This is a genomic window from Leptospira langatensis (assembly GCF_004770615.1).
In the GTDB taxonomy this organism is placed as follows: Bacteria; Spirochaetota; Leptospiria; order Leptospirales; family Leptospiraceae; genus Leptospira_B; species Leptospira_B langatensis.
Window position 1 is genome coordinate 108357 of record NZ_RQER01000005.1, and the last position, 19881, is coordinate 128237.

Sequence of the window (19881 nt, forward strand, 5' to 3'; positions counted from 1 at the left end):
TATCTCGCTTTCGGGTTGTCTTGCGACAACCCTCGCAGTATGGCTTAATTCCAATCGTCGATCTTCATATCGTTCGGTGCCGGTTGGCCTTTGCCGGTTTCTACAAGTGATCGTAAGCTTAGCAGGAACACTGCCCATTTCATACTACAATGAGCTGTCATTTCGTTCTCCCTCTTCCAGTCTTGGTGTTTGAAAAAGACAACTGTCATTGGTCCTCCATCCGGAGCCTTGCTTTGCGTAAGTTTAAAGTCTATATGGGATCCGACCCATTCTTCCGGTCCGATCGTACATTCCCAGAGCACTCGATCCGATGTGAGTTCTTGGACTTTCATGTCAAAGCTTCCTTTTCCGAAATGGAAGCGGATAGTCTCTCCGGCTGGCGAGATCCCGTCCGGAAATTTTCCTTCTACTTCGTTTGTCCACCATCCTTCAAGCCCTGCTTGGGTAGATATTGCCTTAATGACTTCCGGAAACCCGGCACGTATTCCAATTTTGTGATATATTCCGTTCATACTGTATATCCTTCTCCTTTTGTTTTCCTTCCGGCTTTGCCGATAAAGACGTTGGTTTATTCCTTGTTTCCCCATGTAGCGAGGCCGGCGAGTATGCTTGTCCATCCGAAGCGATGTTTTTCGATCGATTCTGCGTTCGCTAGATTCTCATGGATCAGAGTGACAAGTGTTTGAGGCTTTCGCTTGGCAGAAGTGGAATTCTCCGTTTCTGCGTCCATTAGCTCCGTGAATGTAACGGTAACTAACGTATCTTTTCCTCCGGTTGCATCGGATCTCCAAGTAAAGACCAGTTTTGTCGGTTCTTCAATAATATGATATTCGCCTTCGTGAGGTAGGATCTTTCCGTTCAAGAGCATATTGATCTTGAACTTTCCGCCGGGACGCGGATCTATCTTTACCGATTCAATGCTGACTTCTGCTTCCGATAGAAACCATTTTGTGACTGCTTCCGGTTTTAACCATGCGCGAAACAATCGAGCCGGTTCGGCGTTAATTTTTTTTTCTACTTTTAGTATCTCTGTGGGTACCATGATCTTCTTCCTCTATAAATGATTCGAGTCTATCGAGTTTGTTGGTCCAGAATTCTTGGTGGTAGGTGAGCCATGCCGATGCTTCGGTAAGTGTTCGGTTCTGTAGCTCCAGTTTATAACTGCGCCCATCTTCCGGATCTCTTACCTTACGCACTAATCCTGCCGCGGTAAGCACATCGATATGCTTGGCTACTCCTGCAAAAGACATTGAGAACGGTTCCGCCAATTCGGAGATCGTAAGGGCCCGCTTTCGTAATCGAGCAAGCATCTGCCTTCTCGAGCTATCCGCAAGCGCCGCGAACACGCGATCCAGTTGCTCTTCGCTTTTCTTTAATTCAACCATTTAGTTGAATAAATGCCTCTCGATCTCCCTTTGTCAACTATTAAACTATTTGGTTGAGTAAATTTTCCCGATTTTTATTCGTTTATTCCCCACTAGATGTTCCTATAAAGTTAGGGATTGAGTTCTTCTCGGCTTCGTAATTGCTTGCATTGGGTGATCGATCATGCATTTATGAAGCGCCTTTGTTTTGAAATAGAGAAGAGAATGGAAACAAATATGGATCATTTGAATCAGAAGCTTGCTCGTCTATGCTTTGCCGTAACTGCCGTTTGTTGTTTGTTTGGGGTAGTATTAGAACTTTGGTTCTCATACTTCCATGAATCTATTCTGCCGCCGAATGCAGGTTTCACTCGCACTTTCGGTCCTGGATGGGGTAGCTTCTTCAACCAATTCGTTTTTTTTACCACTCAATCGAATATTATTCTAGGTATAACGACTCTTCTTCTTGCGTTGGAACCTCGTAGATCTTCTGATTCTTTCCATATCTGGCGCTTGATCGGTTTGATCGACATATCGATCACCGCTATCGTTTTCAATTTTGTTTTGGCAAACGGTCCGAGTAGAGGCCCTATTTCACATTTAGCGAGTATATTCGAGCACAGTATCAATCCTATTCTTGCGATCCTAGGTTGGTTCGTTTTCGGTCCTTCCGGATCAGTAACGGTACGAAGGATTGTAATAGCGGCGATGTTTCCCATCGCCTATGCGGCATTTACTTTGATCCGCGGCGCGATCCTAATATGGTATCCTTATAATATTCTAGACGTAACGAATCTCGGCTATTCTGGAGTTTCGATCTATATCGTAGCGATCTTTATTCTCTTTCTTTTGATTGCAGGAGTTCTGTTCGTATTTGATCGATGGATCCGATCTAGGCTTACTCGGACTTAAGTAATGGAAATGACAAAGAAGGAAAAGATCCTTTATCATCAGATCCATCCCTTTAAACTTTTTACCGATTTCTTTACCGGGTTCTTAACCACGTATTTTGCGTGGGAGCATTCCATTCTCTGGTTTCTGGCTTTCTTTCTTCTTCCGTCCATCGTCGTGACTTTGATCGTTATTCGATTTTCCGATCTAGATAGACTGAAGGATTCGGCTTTCGGGAATTACGTAAGAAAGTATATGGATTACAAGATGCAGACGATCAGAAGTGTAGGGCAACTACTCATGTGGTGCTCAGCCTGGTTCCATCTTCCTTTTTTGATCTTACTTGGATTCCTACTGATCATGAGTGGTTGGATGAACGGATTAATTCGTAAATAATTCGGATCGATCGGCTGGCAGTGTAACTCGTCCTCTATAGTTTCACGATTCTCTTTCTTTGTATTTTTGATTTGCTATTGACAAGTAGTTGATTTCACTTCAGGATCGGCCGATGCAATCGAATTCTAGTATGTCTATAAGCACTCGCATTGTGCAGATTTGTTTATTCTTCGCAGCTGCTATCGCAATATTTGGCGGATCCTTGCAAATGTATCTAGGGGAGCCGACGACGACTCCTCGTTTGGACAATGTGCATCGGTTTATGGCGGGAATTTACTTATCTACCGGACTTATCTGTTTTTGGGCGGCGTACACGATACGAGCCCAGAAGACGTTAGTCTATTTACTTGCGTTCGGTATTCTTCTTGCCGCTTTAGGAAGATCTATCTCTATTTCTATCGTAGGTCTTCCCGAACCTGCGAGTCTTTGGATTGGATACCTGGTTCCTGAGATACTTATTCCCATCATTATGGTCCTCGCTCAACTTAGAAGAAAAGATTAAATCCGGTGCTAGTATCGAATTGCATGAAAGGTCTTCGCTTTTTTCAAGCCGTCTTAGTCTTTTCGATCCTTGCATTTGATTGCAGGACCTCGCAAGATATCTCGCAGGAAGTTGGTCCATCTTCCAAAGCGGTTTCTTCTTTAGAAAAAGTTGAAATAGGAGGGACAAGCCAATGGATCCTGATGAGAGGGAAGGATGCGCATAAGCCGGTCCTTCTGATCTTGCACGGTGGGCCTGGTGCGGCTTCGATCGGATTTGCACGCTACTTCTATAAGGATCTAGAGAACGATTTTATAGTCGTGAACTGGGACCAAAGGGGCTCCGGTAAGTCTTTCTCTTTCTTCCTTCCTGATCTAACTCCGGACGACTATGTTTCCGATACCCATGATGTGGTGAATTTCTTAAAGAAGAGATTCGATACTCCTAAGGTCTTTCTTATGGGGCATTCCTGGGGAGGATACATCGGGGCTCTATATGCGAACCGGCACCCGGAGAATTTGCATGCCTATATCGGCATTGGACCGGTGGTACGAGGAGAAGAAGGTGTTCGCATCTCCTACAATTATATTTTGGAACATGCGAAGAAGGATCCGAAACTCGCAGACCAAGCCAAGGATCTCTCCTTCGATTCCTATATGCAGGATCGAAGACATTGGTTAAATGCGTTAGGTGTCGGATTATTTCACGGAGAGCATACGAAAGACGAGTCTTCTTTTCTAAAGGGCCTCATGTCGGATTCGCCTGAATATTCTTTGCTGGATATAATCACATACCTGCCCGGCATTTGGAAGTCTTCTTCTCGGATCCGTCCGTATTTCTTTCAGATGGATCTATTCAAGCAAGCGCCTGAGATCAAGGTGCCGGTTTATTTCTTTTCGGGTCGTTACGATTATTATACCCCGGTTGAGATCCTAGAACGTTACACGAAATTCATAAAAACCCCTAAAAAGAATATCTCTATTTTTGAGAATTGTGCGCATGCTCCTCATTTCGAATTGCCTAAGGAGTTTTCGGAAAAATTGACTACCCAATTGCTTTTAGGAAAATAGATCTATTATTCGGATCGGTCCAAGAATATTCCGGAGATCATTATGCCAACCAAAGAAACATTGGAAAAATTCATAGAGCTTGTAGAACAAAATAAGCATGATATTGCGATCGAGGAATTCTACACAGAGAATTCATCCATGCAAGAGAACCTGTCTCCTCCGAGAGTCGGTCGAAAATTACATTTTGATAATGAACGAAGAGTTCTTGCGAGAGCAAATTCCATTGTTTCGAAATGTGTTCGTCCTGTATTTGTAAACGGAGATTATGTTGCGATCCGATGGATCTTTCATTTCGAATGGAAGGATGGGACTGTCACTCATATGGAAGAAATGGCCCACCAGCGTTGGGAAGGGGAACGAATTGCGGAGGAGACTTTTTTCTATGATCCTGCGCAACGCGTCCCTGTTCCTAAGAAATGATATGGATTAGGCAGTCTTCGGTCTTCTTCCTTGTACTAGTATCCCTCCTGCCCAAGCGGAAGGAAGAGCGATAAGTATGATCAGTATGGAATACCAAGCAGGACCCTTGTCTCCCATCATGATCGCCCCGGCTATACTGATCACAAGACCAACGGATCCTAGGATCATTGCATGGAACATGGGACGAGAAGGCGCTAATCTTGCCGCGATATAACTTCCTAAGATCCCGTACGCCAATCTGTAGGAAGCAGCCAATATAAAAAGAGGATCCGACATTATGATTCCAAATGGAGGATATACATTCGTGAAATGTAATATCATATCCGTTCCAATGGAAAGAACTATGATAAAAAAGAAGCCGGCGAGTAGTGCGCCGACACTCTTCAGAGTTTGATTGGATCTTTTTGTTTCACTCATTGTATTTCCTATTTTAACCTTTTGCTTTGCTGCTGATAAGTAGATCTTCCAAACGATTATAACTGGCCGCGACCCCGCTTTCCATCGGAGATTTGAGTACCATGTCCCTTGTTTCTTTGGAATTATAGAGAATGGTGACTTTCAATGTGGTCCTTTCGTTCTTCTCAGTAAAACTGCTTTGGACTAAGGCTTCTCCGGCATACCATGCCTCGTCGAATATCTCGGTGCAATGAATGCTTTCCGGGCGAGAGACAACCTTATAGGTCCCGCCCATTCCCATCATGGTTCCGTCCGCGATCTTCTTCCAGACGTATCTGTATTTTCCGCCAACTCTTAAGTCCACGTCGCACACGTCCATGATCCAACCGTCAGGTCCTAGGAGCCAACGCTTGATCAATTCCGGCTTGGTATGACATTCGAAAACCAGATCCCGAGGCGCATTGAATTCACGCGTCATTAGGATCTCTCTTTCTCCCTGTGCTTCTACTTTTACACCACTTTTAGTTTCCATCCTTAGCTCCTTGGGCGCTTTCCGCGCTTCGTCTTGATCTGTTTAGAGACTTTTAATTCATCTAATAGAGCGTCCAATTGCTGATATCTTCCTTCCCAAAACTTGCGATAGTTCTCCAACCATTCGCTCGCCTCTCCCAATGGCTTTGCCTCTATGCGTCTTGGCCTTTTTTGCGCATCTAAGCCTCGAGAGATCAATCCAGCCTGTTCTAATACTTTAAGATGCTTGGAGATCGCAGGCTGGCTCATGGAAAATGGTTTTGCCAAGTCCATCACTGTGGCGTCTCCCTTTGCCAAACGAGCCAGAATGGCCCTTCTTGTAGGATCTGCTAGGGCGGCAAAGGTGGCATCCAATCTATCGGAACTGCTCATTCTATAATTCATAAGTTATATAACTGTATGGTTATATAAAAGAAAATGTCAACCCGTTTTTTAGGAATAATCTCGTCTTTTTGTGGGGAAGGCGCCTTCTTCCGTAGTTCTAGATCTGGTCCTTGGAAGGGATAAATCTAAGACCTTAAATCACTTGTCAGAGAGAATAGCCTATAAATACTCCAATCTAGCCGCTCCTAAACGGCGATCCTTATATGAAGATCAAACTCACTAGCATTTTTGTTCATGATCCTATCCAAGCATTTCGTTTTTATACCGAAACACTGGGCTTTATCAGCAGGCTCTATCTTCCTCAGGCAAAGCTTGCCATTGTGGCTTCTCCCGAAGAACCGAATGGGACGGGTCTCTTGCTTGAACCGAACGACAACCCGCTCGCTAAGACCTACCAAGAGGGATTGTTCAATGCAGGGTTTCCGGTGATCGTATTCTCCACAGAGGATATCCATAAGGAATTCGAAAGACTGAAGCAGAACGGAGTGGTTTTTAGAAGCGAGCCGACCAAGTCCGATATAGGAATAGAGGCGGTCTTTGAAGATGCTTGCGGAAATCTGATCCAACTCTATCAACTCGTTCCATAGTATTAGAGAAATATGATACAAGAACTCGAGCTGAGGCTCTTACCGGAGATTGCGGAGCAACCCGATCAACTTCGGAACTATATCAGTAAATCCAAAAAGATCCCCGACGAAGAGATCCGGTATGTCGAAGTGGTCAATCATTCCATAGACGCAAGGCAAAGGACAGTAATCGTCAATCTCAGGGTCAGAGTGTATCTGGGAGAGGATTTCAGGGAGAAGGAGATCCGACTCCCTGATTTTCCGAATGTCCGGAATTCGAAAGAAGTCCTGGTAATAGGCGCCGGACCTGCCGGCCTGTTTGCCGCTTTGGAGCTGATCCAATTGGGTCTAAGGCCGATCATTATAGAAAGAGGGAAGGACGTTAAGACCAGGCCCAAGGATCTACAACAGATCAACGCTCACCATCTTGTGAACGAAGACTCCAATTATTGTTTTGGGGAAGGGGGAGCCGGAACGTATTCCGACGGCAAACTATATACCAGATCCAAGAAAAGAGGGAATGTAAGACGTATTCTGGAACTTCTGGTCGGCTTCGGAGCAAATAAGAATATTCTAATAGAGGCTCATCCTCATATCGGCACGAATAAACTTCCCGGTATCGTAAGGAATATCAGAGAGGCCATCCTTTCCTGCGGAGGAGAGGTCCATTTTAACCAAAGAGTGGAGGATCTGATCTTAGAAGGAGACAGGGTCCGAGGGGTCATCACAAAGAACGGAGACCGTTTTCTGGCAGACCAGGTGATACTCGCTACCGGACATTCTGCCCGGGATATTTTCGAATTACTTCATAGAAAGGGAATAGAGATTGATCTGAAGCCTTTGGCGGTCGGAGTTCGAGTAGAACATCAACAATCCTTAATAGACTCCATTCAATATAGTTGTGAAGTGAGAAATCCTTTTCTGCCTCCTTCTCCCTATAGTGTTGTCAGACAAGTGAATGGAAGAGGAGTATACTCTTTTTGCATGTGCCCTGGAGGCGTGATCGCCGCATGTGCCACAAAACCTGGGGAAGTGGTGACTAACGGATGGTCTTCTTCTCGTCGTGCGAGACCGACTGCAAATTCTGGAATAGTTGTAGAACTTCGACCTGAGGATTTTCGTCCTTTTGCGAAGCATGGCCCCTTGGCAGCCATGGAATTCCAAAAGGCGATCGAGAGAAAGGCTTGGGAGGCAGGAGGCAAACGGCAAACTGCTCCGGCCCAGCGCTTAGAGGACTTTGTGAATGGAAAGATCTCTTCGGATCTTCCAAAGACTTCTTATCCGCCTGGGATTGTTTCTGTGGATCTTGGTTCCGTACTGCCTGATTTTATTCATAAGTCTCTGCAAGTAGGCTTTAAGGAATTCAATACATCCATGAAAGGATACCTTACAAATGAAGCGGTGGTGCATGCTCCTGAGACCCGTACCTCTTCTTCTGTAAGCATTCCAAGAGATCCGAAGACATTGGAACATATACGGATCAAAGGTCTTTTCCCTTGTGGAGAAGGGGCCGGATACGCAGGAGGGATCGTTTCCGCCGCCATGGACGGGATCAATTGTGCTCAGGCCTGCGTTCCTAAACGACCTTAAGAGTTTTTGCAGAGAAGAATATTACGTTTAACTTAATCGTTATAACCTTTCGCTCTTCTGGCATCCTCTAATTTGCGAATGATCTCTTGGGCTTCCTGGATCTTTTCCTGTTCTTCTTCCGGAGTCATGAGTTTCGGTTGAGTAGGTATGATGAGATTGTCCATCTGTCTATCATCATGAAAGAAGAAGAACCCGTACAATACGAGTCCGAGCGCTAAGCCGCCGATAATACTGGTATTCTTACTTACCCTTACCCCATAAAAAAGACTGAGAATAATAAGATACGTCGCATATATAAAGAAAATCAGATATATAATGAAACCAAAGACCCGAGTAAAATCGAATAGGACCAAGAGACCCCAGATCGGGACTAGGAATGCGATCTTGGAAGCGAGTCCTAAGGAGAAGTCGATCTCTGCTCTTCCTGAAAAAAATTTTCCGACCCCATAGAATATCCCTCCTGCTAATAAAAGGTACAAGGCTGCATACAGGATCGCGTAGAAGGTGCCGACCAATAGGCTCGGTAATATGAGTTGAAAGATAAATCTGCCGATAGATCCGCCCAAGAAAACGTATTCGAGCGCGAGAGCCTTAAAGGAGAGATGAGAGAACAAATAACCTGCTAGGATAGGAAGCAAGGCTCTTATATAGATCTCGAAATAGCCGCTATAATGAGTAGGTTTTTCGAATTCGGATTTAGGAGAACGGATCAGTCTCCAGGTTTCTTGCAGATAGAACTTTAGGAATTTCATGAAGGGCGCACTTACATTAAGATGCGCCCCGGTTCTGGCAAGCCATTCTCCTTTGATCAGTTCCTACTTATTTCGGAAGGGAAATATGATCCGTATAATCCATCATTGTGGTGAATTTAACAGGATCTCTATCGTATTCCAAAACCTCGGAGAGAGTCTTAAATCGATTGAGGCCGGCACCTATCTCGATATCCAAGCCGGTGAATTGCAAAGGATGCTCATATCCGCAGGCATGGGCGACGGAAAGTAATTCCTTTCGGAAGCCTTTGATATAATTCGCGGCTCTCTTTGCCTTCATTTCCACATCCAATCCTGCTTGTAGCCATTTACTTTGAGTGGCCACTCCTGCAGGACAATGTCCGGTATGGCATCTTTGGGCCTGGATACAGCCTATGGACATCATAGCCTCCCTGGCCACATGGATAAGATCGCAACCCATTGCGAATGCGACTATGGTTCTATCAGGAAATCCTAATTTACCACTTCCGATCCAAATTACCCTTTCGGAGAGATTCGCATCCTGGAAGATCTTATAGACCCTAGCAAAACCTACTTTAAAAGGAAGGGATACGTGATCGGTGAAGGTAAGGGGAGCCGCTCCGGTTCCTCCTTCCCCTCCGTCTATGGTGATGAAGTCAGGACCTCCTCCGGTTTCCTTCATCCTAAGAGAGAGTTCTTCCCAGAATTTGATCTCTCCTACTGCGCTCTTGACCCCAACCGGAAGTCCGGATGCGTCCGCTAATCTTTCTATAAAGTCGATGAGACTGTTTACATCGTCGAATTCGGTATGAGCGTTAGGCGAAATACAATCTTCTCCCACTTGGATGCCTCGAATGGCGGCAATCTCCTTTGTGACCTTTGCTCCGGGTAGTATCCCACCTTTGCCGGGTTTGGCTCCCTGGGAAAGCTTGATCTCAATAGCCCTTACATTCGGATTGTCGCTGAGTCGTTTGCGAAAACTATCGATGGAGAATTTCCCTTTCTCATCTCTAGCGCCGAAATAACCGGTTCCCAATTGCCACATAACGTCTGCACCGAAGCCGTGATAGGGAGATAGTCCACCTTCGCCGGTATTATGATAGCAGCGAGCGAGTCTTGCGCCTTTGTTCAGGGCGGAGACGGCTCTTTCTCCTAAGGATCCGTACGACATGGCGGAGATATTCACTACGGAGGCGGGTCTGTATAATTTCTTTCTTTTATGAAATTCGCCCATGACCTTTAAGGAAGGGATCATGGACGCATCTCCTTCCACATATCTGGCCTTGCTGTCGGCAAAAGGGAAGGTGGAGTGCTTGATAATAGGGTAACCCGCGTCATATAATAATTCGGTCGTTCCGAAGCCGAAATTATTATTCTGCATTTTAGCGGTAGCATAGACCCAAGATCTTTCCGCTCGATTGAAAGGCATTTCTTCCTTATCGTTAGCGACCCAATACTGTCTTAGCTCGGGACCGATCTTTTCGAAGAGATATCGGATATGCCCGACTACTGGGAAGTTATGTTTGATCGTGTGTTTCTTTTGAAGTATATCGTGAATGAAAACGGAAAGTAAAAAAATAAAAATGATCGCCGATACGAACAGCCACGCGTGCTCACCTATAAGTTCCAACAGTTCGACAAATTGATCTTCTGACATGGGCCGAAGTATAGCCACATGGCAAGAAATTGCAAATTAGTTTTTCTTTTCCGAATATAAAGGATCGCGAACGATCAAAAGTGCAAGAAGGTACTAGAGTTTTAAGACGAATTCTCTCTTGAATTCTTTTCGAGCCACCATTCGGATCCCGGAAAATTTCTTATTTTCCTGGATCACGAAACTATTACTTTTCACCCAGTCGCCCGTATTGATGATATTGATCTTGGGGATGCAAAGGAAATCGTGAGTATGTCCCGAGATCAATACCTTATGACCTTGGTGGGTAAGCCTGGAAAGCCTTTGATAATAATGTAATGTTTCCTCGGTCGTGCTCGGGTCCTGTCGGTTCAAATGCTTATGATAGAAGTTCTCCGAGAATTTGAACAAGGCCGGAAGGATGGAAGCGAAAACATGCAACAATCGGAGCACTAGAATGGATCCCATCCAGGTGAATTTATTGTACTGACCTTGGTGGCCGTGGATCGCGATCAGTAGTTCGTTCTCCGCCTTTTCGCAAATGACCCAATCCCTTTCTCTCAGATAATTTTCTACCTTAGGGGAAAGCCGCATCAGATACGAAGTGGTGTCATGATTGCCTACGATATAATATTTCTTCCCGGCACCCGAGGCTAGCTTGTCCAAGCGATCGAATAGCTTATTGAACCTCTTCTTTCCCTTAACTCTTTGCAGTCTTCGGTCCGCGCTGAAGAACCAATTCTCGATAATGTCTCCGACCAAATAGACATTGTTGAATTTGATCTCTTTCTTTCCCAAATGATCCAATAATTGGAAGAGCTCTTTATGTTTATGGGATTTTATCTTCTTGTTCAGAAGATAGTGAATGTCCGAAATGAAAAAGGCCTCGTAAATGCTTCCTCTTCGAAATTTCATCTAGTTGAATTGCACCTTAATTCCATAAGACGTGAATCCACGAGTTTGTCAACGGATTCGAGGTTAGAATCCGTTACGTAGGAATTGAGTAGATAAAAAAACGATTACAATTTTCCGGAGGAAAGGATCACAAAATGTTCGGATCGATGCAGGCATCGGATGAGGCCCGCCGGCAAAATCTCAGGTAGGGGGTTTACTTCGATCCCATTCCAGATTTAGGATCGCAATACAAGCAAGAAGCACAGAAACCGCAAGAGTGAATAATAGGCCTCCATCGTTATCTACTACTATTCCTATGAAAGCGATATGGGAGAAGACCGCTCCCACCATAAGCCCGAATCCTCCCACCGCTCCTAAGAATCGAGAGATAGGGAACAGGAGTAGTCCAGCTACGATGAACTCTATCGTGCCGGTACCAATTCTTCCCCAGGGTTCTACTCCTAGTGTGCTGAAGATCTTCACCGATTCGTTGGATCCGGAGAATTTGAAGAACAATGTCTGTAAAAGAACCAAGGCCGCAAAAATAGAAAGTATCGTAGACAACCGACTCTTCATAGTCTGGGTTAAAACCGGCATGCAAGACTCCTTTTCGATAGGTTCGGATCTCTTCCGAAATTGTTACATTTAGGTCCGGAAATTATTTATATAATTCTTCTATCTGTATTCTGTACTTATCCGCGACCACATTCCTTCTCACCTTCATCGTCATTGTGAGCTCATCCCCAGGCTCGAACTTCTTGGGTAGGAGATAGAAATTAGAGACCTTTTCGAAATTTTTAAAACCGTTTTTTGAGGAGATTTTCTCCTTAATTTCCCTTTTGAAAAGCTCTCTAACGTCGGGATCTAAATTCGGATCGGCGACTTCTTGTAGTAACTTCGACTTCCAATTCCGGAGTTGCTTGTCTAAGGCATCCCAATCCGGTACCAAAAGAGCACCTAGTGCCTTCTGATCGTGACCAACGACCATTGCCTGTAGGATCAACTCGCTTTGGGTAAGAGCAAACTCGATCGGCTCAGGTTCCAAATTTTCCCCGCCCAAAAGAACGATCGTATCCTTGGCCCGACCGGCATATTTCAATTCTCCTTGCGCAGTCCAAAGAAGGAGGTCCCCCGAATTCAACCAACCGTCTTGCAGGGTCTCTGCGGTCTTTTCCGGATCTTGGTAATAGCCCTGCATGATATGGTCTCCTCTATGCCAAGCGATTCCCTTGAGCCCAGGTTCGTGGATCTCTTCTCCTTTTTCGTCTAGGATCTTGATCTCCACCCCCGGAATGCATTTACCTAGAGTTCCCACACTGATCTTGTTCAATCTTCTTCTGGTAGAAGCTCCGCTTGTTTCAGTCATTCCGTATCCTTCTAAGATAGGAACTCCTATGGAGTTGAAGAAACGATCCACGTATTCCGGTAGCGCACCCGCACCGGAGATGGCGAATTTGATCCTTCCCCCAAGATTGTTCCGTATTTTAGAAAAGAGTAATTGAGCGAATAGATTGGGGATGAAGAAGAAGGTTAATCCTAAGAGAGCGCTTCCTCTATTCCAGACTTCGGAGAAGAAGGATCTGGGTTCCAAAGAGAATTCCAAACCAAGTAAACGGCTCTTGTACATATAATAAGAAGAAGCTACCGATTCGAATGTCCTGAAAATGAATCTACTCAGAGGAGAAGCGTCCCGTAATTTGTCTTGCACCTTATTATAGAAGCTTTCCCAAACCCTTGGCACGGAAAGTAGGAAGGTCGGTTTGATATCTTGCAGATCCTGAGCTAAACTGGAAATAGAAGTGAATGCTTCGGCGGCTCCCGCTCGAATGCAAGCCGTCTCGATCAATCTTTCCGCTATATGCCAAGGAGGCAAGTATGCCATCGTCCTATCTTCCGGGGTGACCCTTACATCGTCTAGGGCCAAGGACATGTTTACGTTAAAGATGATATTCTTATGTGTGAGCATGACCCCTTTCGGTTTTCCGGTGGTTCCCGAAGTATAGACGATGGTAGCAAGATCCGATTCTTGTACCGATTCCCCTCTAGAATGGAACTCCAACTCTCCCTTCTCTTGGATCCAATCTTTCCCAAAAGAGATCAGATCGTCGAGGGTCAGTATCTTCCAAGGAGACCTTTGGTCTATATGAGAAGAAGGTTCGAATAATATTACGGTTTTTAAATGTGGGAATGACTCCGGAGAAGCGCTTAACTTCCTTGCCACTTCCGAATTGCCCGCGAAGCAGATCCTTGCCTTGGAGTGATTGAGTATATAGATGAGATCTTCTAGAGTGGAGTCCGTTCCTCTAGGAACATCCACGCTTCCGATATTCGTGATCCCCATGCTAGCCCACATCCAACGATGTCCCGAGTCTGCGATGAGCCCGATATTCTCACCCTTCTTCACACCCAGAGAAATTAGGCCTAAGCCAATATGAAGCACAAGATCGTTCAGGTCCTGGAAAGATAGGGCCTTGTATGTTTTACCGTCGGGTTTGAAAAATTGGGCCGGATGGTCCTTGTATGTTTCGGCGGAAGACTTAAGCATCCAGTAAAGAGTTTGGGAATTTAAGAAGGGGAGTCGAATCGGTTCCATGCGGGGATCGATTTTAATCCTAAGGGAGCGGAGGGTCGAGGAAAAATTAAAATTTTATGATGTAGAATTCTCCTTTGTCGAACGATCGTTTCGCAAAACGTTAGTGACGGATATGGTTTCTACCGAACGCCTTTGCATCGTATAGATTTTTGTCCGCCAATCCCAGTAATTCTTGGTACGAATGAATATCTCTATCCGTATTTGTAGACACTCCAATGGAAACAGTGACCCGAGTGAACGTACTTTTAGAATGAGGGATCCCCATATCCTCTACAGTTTGCAGCATATTCAACGCGACTACGATGGCCCCTTCGACAGGAGTATCCGGAAGGATTACGCCGAATTCTTCCCCGCCGTAACGTGCGATCATATCCGAGGAGCGATTCAGGCAATCTTTCAAAGACTGAGCTACCTGTTCTAAGACATGGTCTCCCTTTAAATGCCCGTAAGTATCATTGTATGCCTTGAAGAAGTCCACATCTATCATGAGAAGGGAAAGAGGACGTTCCGTTCTAACGGAGCGGTTCCATTCTCTCTCCAATTCCTGGTCGAAGAATCTTCGGTTAGCAACTCCCGTTAAAGGATCTAAAAGGGAAAGTTCTAACAACTTGTCGGCTTTCTCTTTGTATTCCTCTTTTTCTTTTCGAAAGGTATTGATCCGATCCACGAGACCGAGAGAGAGAAGGATCACATTGCTCAGTATTCCTAATTTCAATGTGCCGGAAGCGATCGCATCCGAATCGTAGAATCCTAATTTGTTCAAGGAGAAGATGACGATGCCGATCAAGCTGAGCACCCAAGCGCTCAAAAAGATCCTGGCTTTTCTATCTCTTCTTACGGATTGCAGAATGGAGATCACGATGAGCAGAACGATCTCGAAAATTGGCAAGATGGCGCTTGTAGGAAAAACGAACTGAGCCGGTAAGAAAGGAGTAAGTATTAGGAAAATTCCCCAAAGATAGCTGAATCCTCTAACTGCTTTGTGCAGGTTCGGATGGGAATTCTTGGTTTGCAGATATTCTTCGGCAAAGAGCCCCAAAAACACCATGGCAACGCAGGTCGACAATAAGAACGAGGCATTAATAAACTTGGGAGAATTGGGAAGAAGGAACCAGAATCCGTATCCCGAAGTCATGATGGTAAAATATGTAACGGAAAAAATTAGAATTACGTAATATATATAGGTCTTTTCGCGTATCCCGAGAAACAGGAAGAAATTATAGAAGATCATCACCCCCAATGCACCGAAATAGATCCCGTTCAGCATGAGAGACATACGAGAAGAAGATTCCAAAAAGCCTTTCGTGACCAGGCTCAAAGGAATGGAAAGGGAACCGTCGGACTTGGCTCTCAGAAAAATATCGATCTTTCCCTTGTCCTCTAAGGGGAGGGGAAATACAAAATAACGATCAGCTACTGGTCTTTCCTTGAAAGGCAACATGTCTCCCGTATGGAATTCGCCTTCTTGCCCTTTGGCGTCCTTCCAATAGAGATCTACATAATCGATATGAGGGTATTCTAAAATGAGGAATCTTTCCGAGGAAAGAGGTTCTTCGACTTCTACGGAGATCTTAAACCAATACGGAGAAGCATCATAACCAAAGCCCGGAACTCTCTCCGCATGCTTTTTGAATTTGTCATCGAAATCTCCGTTAGAGATCTCTTCCCAAGTAGCATCGCCGCTACTGTCCTTGAAGAAGGAGATCTCTCCCTTCAATTGGATCTTTTCGGCAGAATGGGAATCCAGTCGGATGACCGGGCTTTGCTCCGGAGCTTCTTGTGCAAGAAGAGGACAGAAGAAAAGAAGGAGGATCAGGGAAATGCCCCAAACAGACTTAAGGCGAGAGAGGATCCTAGAAAACGTAAGGGATTTTGATCTTTCAGGATCCTTTGGCATACCGAAAATTTTCTTACCTACGCAAAGATGTCAAAAACTTTAGCGAGTCGCTTTCGATTTTGGAACATTCTTCTTTGGGCGATTTTAGTATGCCTGGAGTATCAAGACCGCCGTCGATCGGGACTAGGAAGATCAGTCTGGATCTCTTTTAAATTCTCTCCGATTTACGAATAAGAACTGGGTCTCGCTTCTTAGCTTTCCTACCGAAGTCTTGCCTAGTACGACCATGGCGGGATAGCTAGTCGTCTTCTTAAATTCAGGAATTCTAATAATGTATTCCGTATCGGATTTCTTCTGAGCGATCGCTTCTTTTCCGCTGATCTTAACTGCAATGGAATTCGGATCCAATCCTTCTATCGTTGCAGAGAAGGTCTCTCCCGGTTTTACCCAGGAACCGTCCGGAACTCCCAAACGGATCTTTGTAGGAGGACTTGCACTCAGAATGGAATTGAATCTGGACTGGGACTGGCCCCAAGGGATCAAGGAACGATGCACAGTATATGCGTAGGTTCCCGGCATATTCTTTCCAGGGTTCACTGTGAATGCCATTCTATAACCGGCGGATTTGGCTTCTTCGATCACTCGTACGTCGAAGAGACCGAAAGGATAGGCGAGGTCTTGGACCTTTCTTCCTGTCTTGGCCTCTAAGGTTGCCTTGGAATCTCTCAATTGCTGTCTGATCTCTGCACGAGTCATCGCAGGTAATTTAGGATGATACACAGTGTGCGATCCTATATCCAGGACTCCGCTGTCCAAGGCTTCTTTCAATTGGGCCCAGCTTAAGTAGAATTTGTACCTTGGGTTCGAGATCACAGTGGGGTAGATGAATACGGAAGCACGGAAGCCGTACTTTTTCAGAAGAGGTACGAGAACATCTCTATGAGTTAATGATCCATCGTCGAAAGTCAATAGGATGGATCTTGCCGGGAAATCGCTTCCTGCCTTGCCTTGGATGTACTGATAGAATTGATCCAGGCTCAGTGTTTGATAGCCAAGAGACTTGAGGTATTTGAACTGTTCTTCCAGAAGACTAGGATCTAAATTATAACCTCCCATCGGATTTCCGTTATCCGACAAATGGTGATAACATAGAACAGGAATTCCCTTACCATGACCTTCTGCTCCTCCTTGCTTCTTAGGATCGTATTCCGTTTTAGCAGGAAGTGCAGAGACTCCGGGAACCGCATTCTCGTATTTCTTAGGAGCCTCTTCTTTCTTCTCTTTTTCCTTGGTCTGTTTCTTAGCGGAGGCCAGGGCCTTGGATCTCTTTCTACGTTGTACGCGTTTCGACTTAGAAGAAGATTCCGGATCCGAAGCAATTTGCTCTTCCTTCTCTTTTTTTACTTTGGTCTCCGATCTAGGAGGAGAGATATCTTGAGAAGAAGGTTCCTTCTTCTCCGGCTTTCTTTCTTGCTTAGCAGGAGGATTCGAAGTGGACGGATCTTCTTCTCCACTTGGCTTAGAGCGTTTTTCGGATCTAGGTCCAGGGCTCATGAAGTCCTGCACGGGACCGGCATTCAGACTGAAAGAGAATAAAGAGATTAGAAGAAGAGAAATTCGAAGGATTCGTTCAAGCATTTTGTATATAAATTTCCAAAATTACAGGGGCTTGTGACTCTGCAACCGTTTCGCAGAGATGAAAAAGCCGCAAAAAGAAAAAGGCTCCTGCTTCGTATGGAAGGGAGCCTTTTTTTGATCCTCAGATCGGACTTTGTGCGATGATCCTACTTTGTATCTGTAGTAACAGTTTCGAGAGATTATTTTCTCCCTTTTTCCTTGATTAAACGCTTCAGTACCGATTCAGAATGGGTGCTTAACTTAATGACTGTGGCCTTGCTTGGTTTCTTTTTTTCCAGTTCCAATAGAGTAGTTGCAAAACGGAATTTTCTGCGAATATGGTTCACTGCTGGGATGGAAGTTTTAAAGATCCTTGCCAGCTCATGATCGGCATTCCCTTCTTGGTTCAGGTCGTAAAACTTGGAAAGTTTTGCGTCGTCCCAGACGATCTTTTCATCCGACTTATAGTAGTTATGGTATTCAAGTCTGCGGCTGTTTCTTTCGTAAGAACCTTTGTTTCTTTTTTCTCGCCAAAAAGGATGCCGATTTCTTGCATATTTTATGTCATCTATTGAATAACCGGATTTATTTAACCATTCTGTGGTAATACTGGACTTCTTTGGCCCTTCTAGTTTTGATTTTATGGAAAATTCTATGTACTGCTCTGGTGTTTTCGCAGAGAGAAGTTTCTTTTTTTCCTTTTCGTAATCCATATCCTTGCCTTGCGATTTTTGATCCCACCTGGAGGTGAAATTTTCTTTGTAAGTCGGAGGATAGTGTTCCTTACCTGGATCAATACCGAAACTCTTTTTCAAAATACGATGGGAAAAAACAAAAATACTCACCGACAAACGGGTTAAATGCGGATCAAAAGAGCAAGCCTCCTTTAAAGTATACTAAGTCTATCTCTATCTTTTATCTCCAATGCTCTCTGTCCCTCGAAGGACTACACTCGGTCGTTAGCATGACCTCCTTATTTTGCAGAAATATCATATAATAGAAAGATTGTGTACGAATCATTATTATTAATCGAAGTATGAAACATTTACTATAATCTGTCTTTGTTCCGACGAATAATAACGTTGCTGTTTCGGATCTCCTGGCCCTGCTTATTAGACACTGGACTCCTAGGAAGGACTGAAATTCCTCTCGTCAAGAAATTGAAAAATAAAGGAAACTTAGCTTAGCAACTTTGGTCCGATATCTCAAGTCCATTTTTGTCTTCGCTTAAAAACGAGTGAAAGCCCGAGAAACGAGTCGTATTCTCTATTTCTCTGATGTAAGTCTTTCCGTTACTCATCTATCTAGGTTGATACGATCCGTCTAAGAAGGCAAACTTTGGTAGAGTTGTTTCCCAGAGCGAAAGAAGAAAATTCGGATCTTGTAACTAAGATCCTTTCAGGAGAAAAGAATGAAGCGGGCAGTCATCACAGGCGGAACAGAAGGGATCGGTAAGGCCACAGTCCAAGGACTCGCAGAAAGAGGATGGGCTATTACTCTAGTAGCTAGAAATAAGGATAAGGCGGAGAACACTGTACGTGAAATTTCCGCAAAGACAGGAAACAAAAATTTAGAATATATTTTAGGAGATCTAAGTTCACTGGCCGAAGTGAAACGGATCGCTCAAGAGTTGAGTCAAAAACATTCTTCTATAGATTGTCTGATCAATAATGCGGGAGTCATGTCTCCGGAAAGAAAAGAAACTAAAGATGGTCATGAATTGAACTTCGGTGTAAATCATCTCTCTCACGTACTTCTGACCAGGATGCTTCTTACGAATATTAAGAAGTCGCCCCAAGGAAGGATCGTGATCGTAAGCTCCAAGCTGCATAGGAATGCGAAGCCTGATCTGGACGATCTGGAGCAAAAATCCAAGTATGACTGGATGAAGGCATATTCCGACTCAAAGCTATTCAACGTATACTTTGCCCAGGATCTGTCGGAGTTACTACAAGATACTTCCGTGACCGCAAATGCCTTGCATCCTGGGGTCGTGAATACGGAGCTCGTGCGGGATCTGCGGGGCCCTGTCGGTTTCCTCTTTGGGCTCGTCAAGAATCTGATCTTTATTAGCCCTACAAAGGGCGCCCAAACATCCATATATCTTGCGGACGCTCCCGGTTTGGAGAAGACTTCCGGGCAGTATTTCGAAGACAGGGAGAAGGTTCGTTTGAAGGGCCTAGCCTTGGATCCGGATCTGCGTGCCAAGATCCGAGAGAAGACGGATCAGATCCTGAAGCCTTTCCTGAACTAGGAGACCGGAATTTCGAAGAGGCTCGATCAGCGAAAGAAGATCGGGCTTCTTCGTTTGTAGTATCTTCGACAGCCCTTACTTCCGATAATCAGGATTATGTCGCATTATATAAATTTGGTCAGGATTGCCGATCCTATAGCTTTTAAGAGCTCCCCTCTCGACGCGAAATGCGATTTTTGAGCCTTCTCAAAATCGATTTACTTCCTTTCAAAAATGGAAAGGGCTAAAAATCG

22 protein-coding genes are annotated in these 19881 nt (G+C 44.7%); 8 read left to right on the plus strand and 14 right to left on the minus strand.

Translation table 11 applies throughout. From position 1 onward, the window contains the following. Positions 1–44: 44 nt before the first annotated feature. Genes EHO57_RS08460 through EHO57_RS08470 form a run of 3 tightly spaced genes read right to left on the minus strand, consistent with a single transcriptional unit; the run spans position 45 to position 1385 of the window. Positions 45–512 carry an SH3 domain-containing protein gene (locus EHO57_RS08460; protein WP_135646620.1) on the minus strand — a complete coding sequence of 156 codons (468 nt, stop codon included), beginning with the start codon at positions 510–512 and terminating at the stop codon, positions 45–47. 56 nt (positions 513–568) lie between these two features. After that, entirely contained in the window at positions 569–1042 is a 474-nt protein-coding gene (locus EHO57_RS08465) for an SRPBCC family protein (protein ID WP_135646621.1), read from the minus strand. After that, the gene (locus EHO57_RS08470) at positions 1002–1385 is read right to left on the minus strand and encodes an ArsR/SmtB family transcription factor (protein ID WP_135646622.1); all 384 of its coding nucleotides are present in this window, start codon (positions 1383–1385) and stop codon (positions 1002–1004) included. Before EHO57_RS08470 ends, EHO57_RS08465 begins: the two co-directional genes overlap by 41 nt. Before the next feature lie 117 nt (positions 1386–1502). On the opposite strand from EHO57_RS08470, the gene EHO57_RS08475 reads away from it, so the two are divergent. The 5 genes from EHO57_RS08475 to EHO57_RS08495 all read left to right on the plus strand — a co-directional run bounded on the left by EHO57_RS08475 (position 1503) and on the right by EHO57_RS08495 (position 4622). Further along, positions 1503–2276, plus strand: a complete 774-nt coding sequence (locus EHO57_RS08475) for a Pr6Pr family membrane protein (RefSeq protein WP_246050613.1) — start codon at positions 1503–1505, stop codon at positions 2274–2276. A gap of 3 nt (positions 2277–2279) precedes the next feature. Beyond that, positions 2280–2651, plus strand: coding sequence for a hypothetical protein (locus EHO57_RS08480; protein WP_246050614.1), 372 nt, complete (start codon positions 2280–2282; stop codon positions 2649–2651). A gap of 130 nt (positions 2652–2781) precedes the next feature. Continuing rightward, positions 2782–3153 carry a DUF4345 domain-containing protein gene (locus tag EHO57_RS08485; RefSeq protein WP_246050615.1) on the plus strand — a complete coding sequence of 124 codons (372 nt, stop codon included), beginning with the start codon at positions 2782–2784 and terminating at the stop codon, positions 3151–3153. A gap of 23 nt (positions 3154–3176) precedes the next feature. Further along, complete coding sequence (locus tag EHO57_RS08490; RefSeq protein ID WP_135646624.1) at positions 3177–4202, plus strand: alpha/beta fold hydrolase; 1026 nt, start codon at positions 3177–3179, stop codon at positions 4200–4202. 42 nt (positions 4203–4244) lie between these two features. After that, the gene (locus EHO57_RS08495; protein ID WP_135646625.1) at positions 4245–4622 is read left to right on the plus strand and encodes a nuclear transport factor 2 family protein; all 378 of its coding nucleotides are present in this window, start codon (positions 4245–4247) and stop codon (positions 4620–4622) included. A 6-nt stretch (positions 4623–4628) separates the two neighbouring features. On the opposite strand, the gene EHO57_RS08500 is transcribed toward EHO57_RS08495, so the two are convergent. Genes EHO57_RS08500 through EHO57_RS08510 form a run of 3 tightly spaced genes read right to left on the minus strand, consistent with a single transcriptional unit; the run spans position 4629 to position 5921 of the window. After that, positions 4629–5039, minus strand: a complete 411-nt coding sequence (locus tag EHO57_RS08500; RefSeq protein WP_135646626.1) for a hypothetical protein — start codon at positions 5037–5039, stop codon at positions 4629–4631. Positions 5040–5052: 13 nt separating this feature from the next. Next, positions 5053–5550: an SRPBCC family protein gene (locus EHO57_RS08505; RefSeq protein WP_135646627.1), complete on the minus strand. Its 498-nt coding sequence runs from the start codon at positions 5548–5550 to the stop codon at positions 5053–5055. 2 nt (positions 5551–5552) lie between these two features. Continuing rightward, complete coding sequence (locus EHO57_RS08510; protein WP_135646628.1) at positions 5553–5921, minus strand: ArsR/SmtB family transcription factor; 369 nt, start codon at positions 5919–5921, stop codon at positions 5553–5555. A 215-nt stretch (positions 5922–6136) separates the two neighbouring features. Here EHO57_RS08510 and EHO57_RS08515 point away from each other — a divergent pair, with 215 nt between their 5' ends. Together EHO57_RS08515 and EHO57_RS08520 are read left to right on the plus strand one after the other, a co-directional pair. Continuing rightward, entirely contained in the window at positions 6137–6520 is a 384-nt protein-coding gene (locus EHO57_RS08515; RefSeq protein ID WP_135646629.1) for a VOC family protein, read from the plus strand. Between the two features lie 12 nt (positions 6521–6532). Continuing rightward, a complete protein-coding gene (locus EHO57_RS08520; protein ID WP_135646630.1) occupies positions 6533–8089 on the plus strand; it encodes an NAD(P)/FAD-dependent oxidoreductase in 1557 nt (518 codons plus the stop codon). Between the two features lie 32 nt (positions 8090–8121). On the opposite strand, the gene EHO57_RS08525 is transcribed toward EHO57_RS08520, so the two are convergent. From EHO57_RS08525 to EHO57_RS08560, 8 genes are all read right to left on the minus strand, one after another. Continuing rightward, positions 8122–8841: a hypothetical protein gene (locus EHO57_RS08525; RefSeq protein ID WP_135646631.1), complete on the minus strand. Its 720-nt coding sequence runs from the start codon at positions 8839–8841 to the stop codon at positions 8122–8124. Between the two features lie 67 nt (positions 8842–8908). Continuing rightward, entirely contained in the window at positions 8909–10477 is a 1569-nt protein-coding gene (locus EHO57_RS08530; protein ID WP_135646632.1) for an FMN-binding glutamate synthase family protein, read from the minus strand. A 93-nt stretch (positions 10478–10570) separates the two neighbouring features. Further along, positions 10571–11368, minus strand: coding sequence for a UDP-2,3-diacylglucosamine diphosphatase (locus EHO57_RS08535; RefSeq protein WP_135646633.1), 798 nt, complete (start codon positions 11366–11368; stop codon positions 10571–10573). A gap of 180 nt (positions 11369–11548) precedes the next feature. Further along, on the minus strand, positions 11549–11944 hold the full coding sequence (locus EHO57_RS08540) for a DoxX family protein (protein WP_135646634.1): 396 nt from the start codon (positions 11942–11944) through the stop codon (positions 11549–11551). A gap of 61 nt (positions 11945–12005) precedes the next feature. Then, complete coding sequence (locus EHO57_RS08545) at positions 12006–13940, minus strand: AMP-dependent synthetase/ligase (protein WP_135646635.1); 1935 nt, start codon at positions 13938–13940, stop codon at positions 12006–12008. 100 nt (positions 13941–14040) lie between these two features. Next, entirely contained in the window at positions 14041–15837 is a 1797-nt protein-coding gene (locus EHO57_RS08550; protein WP_135646636.1) for a diguanylate cyclase, read from the minus strand. Positions 15838–15969: 132 nt separating this feature from the next. Further along, the gene (locus EHO57_RS08555) at positions 15970–17415 is read right to left on the minus strand and encodes a polysaccharide deacetylase family protein (RefSeq protein WP_135646637.1); all 1446 of its coding nucleotides are present in this window, start codon (positions 17413–17415) and stop codon (positions 15970–15972) included. A 179-nt stretch (positions 17416–17594) separates the two neighbouring features. Next, a complete protein-coding gene (locus tag EHO57_RS08560) occupies positions 17595–18107 on the minus strand; it encodes an LB099 family protein (protein ID WP_135646638.1) in 513 nt (170 codons plus the stop codon). 698 nt (positions 18108–18805) lie between these two features. Here EHO57_RS08560 and EHO57_RS08565 point away from each other — a divergent pair. Beyond that, the gene (locus EHO57_RS08565) at positions 18806–19648 is read left to right on the plus strand and encodes an SDR family oxidoreductase (protein WP_135646639.1); all 843 of its coding nucleotides are present in this window, start codon (positions 18806–18808) and stop codon (positions 19646–19648) included. Positions 19649–19881 lie beyond the last annotated feature (233 nt).

Bases quoted from the DNA above. Each gene is read 5' to 3' on its own strand.
- EHO57_RS08545 (WP_135646635.1), bottom strand. From the start codon at position 13,940: ATGGAACCGATTCGACTCCCCTTCTTAAATTCCCAAACTCTTTACTGG.
- EHO57_RS08550 (WP_135646636.1), bottom strand. From the start codon at position 15,837: ATGCCAAAGGATCCTGAAAGATCAAAATCCCTTACGTTTTCTAGGATC.
- EHO57_RS08505 (WP_135646627.1), bottom strand. From the start codon at position 5,550: ATGGAAACTAAAAGTGGTGTAAAAGTAGAAGCACAGGGAGAAAGAGAG.
- EHO57_RS08510 (WP_135646628.1), bottom strand. From the start codon at position 5,921: ATGAGCAGTTCCGATAGATTGGATGCCACCTTTGCCGCCCTAGCAGAT.
- EHO57_RS08555 (WP_135646637.1), bottom strand. From the start codon at position 17,415: ATGCTTGAACGAATCCTTCGAATTTCTCTTCTTCTAATCTCTTTATTC.
- EHO57_RS08515 (WP_135646629.1), top strand. From the start codon at position 6,137: ATGAAGATCAAACTCACTAGCATTTTTGTTCATGATCCTATCCAAGCA.
- EHO57_RS08490 (WP_135646624.1), top strand. From the start codon at position 3,177: ATGAAAGGTCTTCGCTTTTTTCAAGCCGTCTTAGTCTTTTCGATCCTT.
- EHO57_RS08500 (WP_135646626.1), bottom strand. From the start codon at position 5,039: ATGAGTGAAACAAAAAGATCCAATCAAACTCTGAAGAGTGTCGGCGCA.
- EHO57_RS08465 (WP_135646621.1), bottom strand. From the start codon at position 1,042: ATGGTACCCACAGAGATACTAAAAGTAGAAAAAAAAATTAACGCCGAA.
- EHO57_RS08530 (WP_135646632.1), bottom strand. From the start codon at position 10,477: ATGTCAGAAGATCAATTTGTCGAACTGTTGGAACTTATAGGTGAGCAC.
- EHO57_RS08535 (WP_135646633.1), bottom strand. From the start codon at position 11,368: ATGAAATTTCGAAGAGGAAGCATTTACGAGGCCTTTTTCATTTCGGAC.
- EHO57_RS08460 (WP_135646620.1), bottom strand. From the start codon at position 512: ATGAACGGAATATATCACAAAATTGGAATACGTGCCGGGTTTCCGGAA.
- EHO57_RS08470 (WP_135646622.1), bottom strand. From the start codon at position 1,385: ATGGTTGAATTAAAGAAAAGCGAAGAGCAACTGGATCGCGTGTTCGCG.
- EHO57_RS08560 (WP_135646638.1), bottom strand. From the start codon at position 18,107: ATGGATTACGAAAAGGAAAAAAAGAAACTTCTCTCTGCGAAAACACCA.
- EHO57_RS08495 (WP_135646625.1), top strand. From the start codon at position 4,245: ATGCCAACCAAAGAAACATTGGAAAAATTCATAGAGCTTGTAGAACAA.
- EHO57_RS08520 (WP_135646630.1), top strand. From the start codon at position 6,533: ATGATACAAGAACTCGAGCTGAGGCTCTTACCGGAGATTGCGGAGCAA.
- EHO57_RS08565 (WP_135646639.1), top strand. From the start codon at position 18,806: ATGAAGCGGGCAGTCATCACAGGCGGAACAGAAGGGATCGGTAAGGCC.
- EHO57_RS08480 (WP_246050614.1), top strand. From the start codon at position 2,280: ATGGAAATGACAAAGAAGGAAAAGATCCTTTATCATCAGATCCATCCC.
- EHO57_RS08485 (WP_246050615.1), top strand. From the start codon at position 2,782: ATGTCTATAAGCACTCGCATTGTGCAGATTTGTTTATTCTTCGCAGCT.
- EHO57_RS08525 (WP_135646631.1), bottom strand. From the start codon at position 8,841: ATGAAATTCCTAAAGTTCTATCTGCAAGAAACCTGGAGACTGATCCGT.
- EHO57_RS08540 (WP_135646634.1), bottom strand. From the start codon at position 11,944: ATGCCGGTTTTAACCCAGACTATGAAGAGTCGGTTGTCTACGATACTT.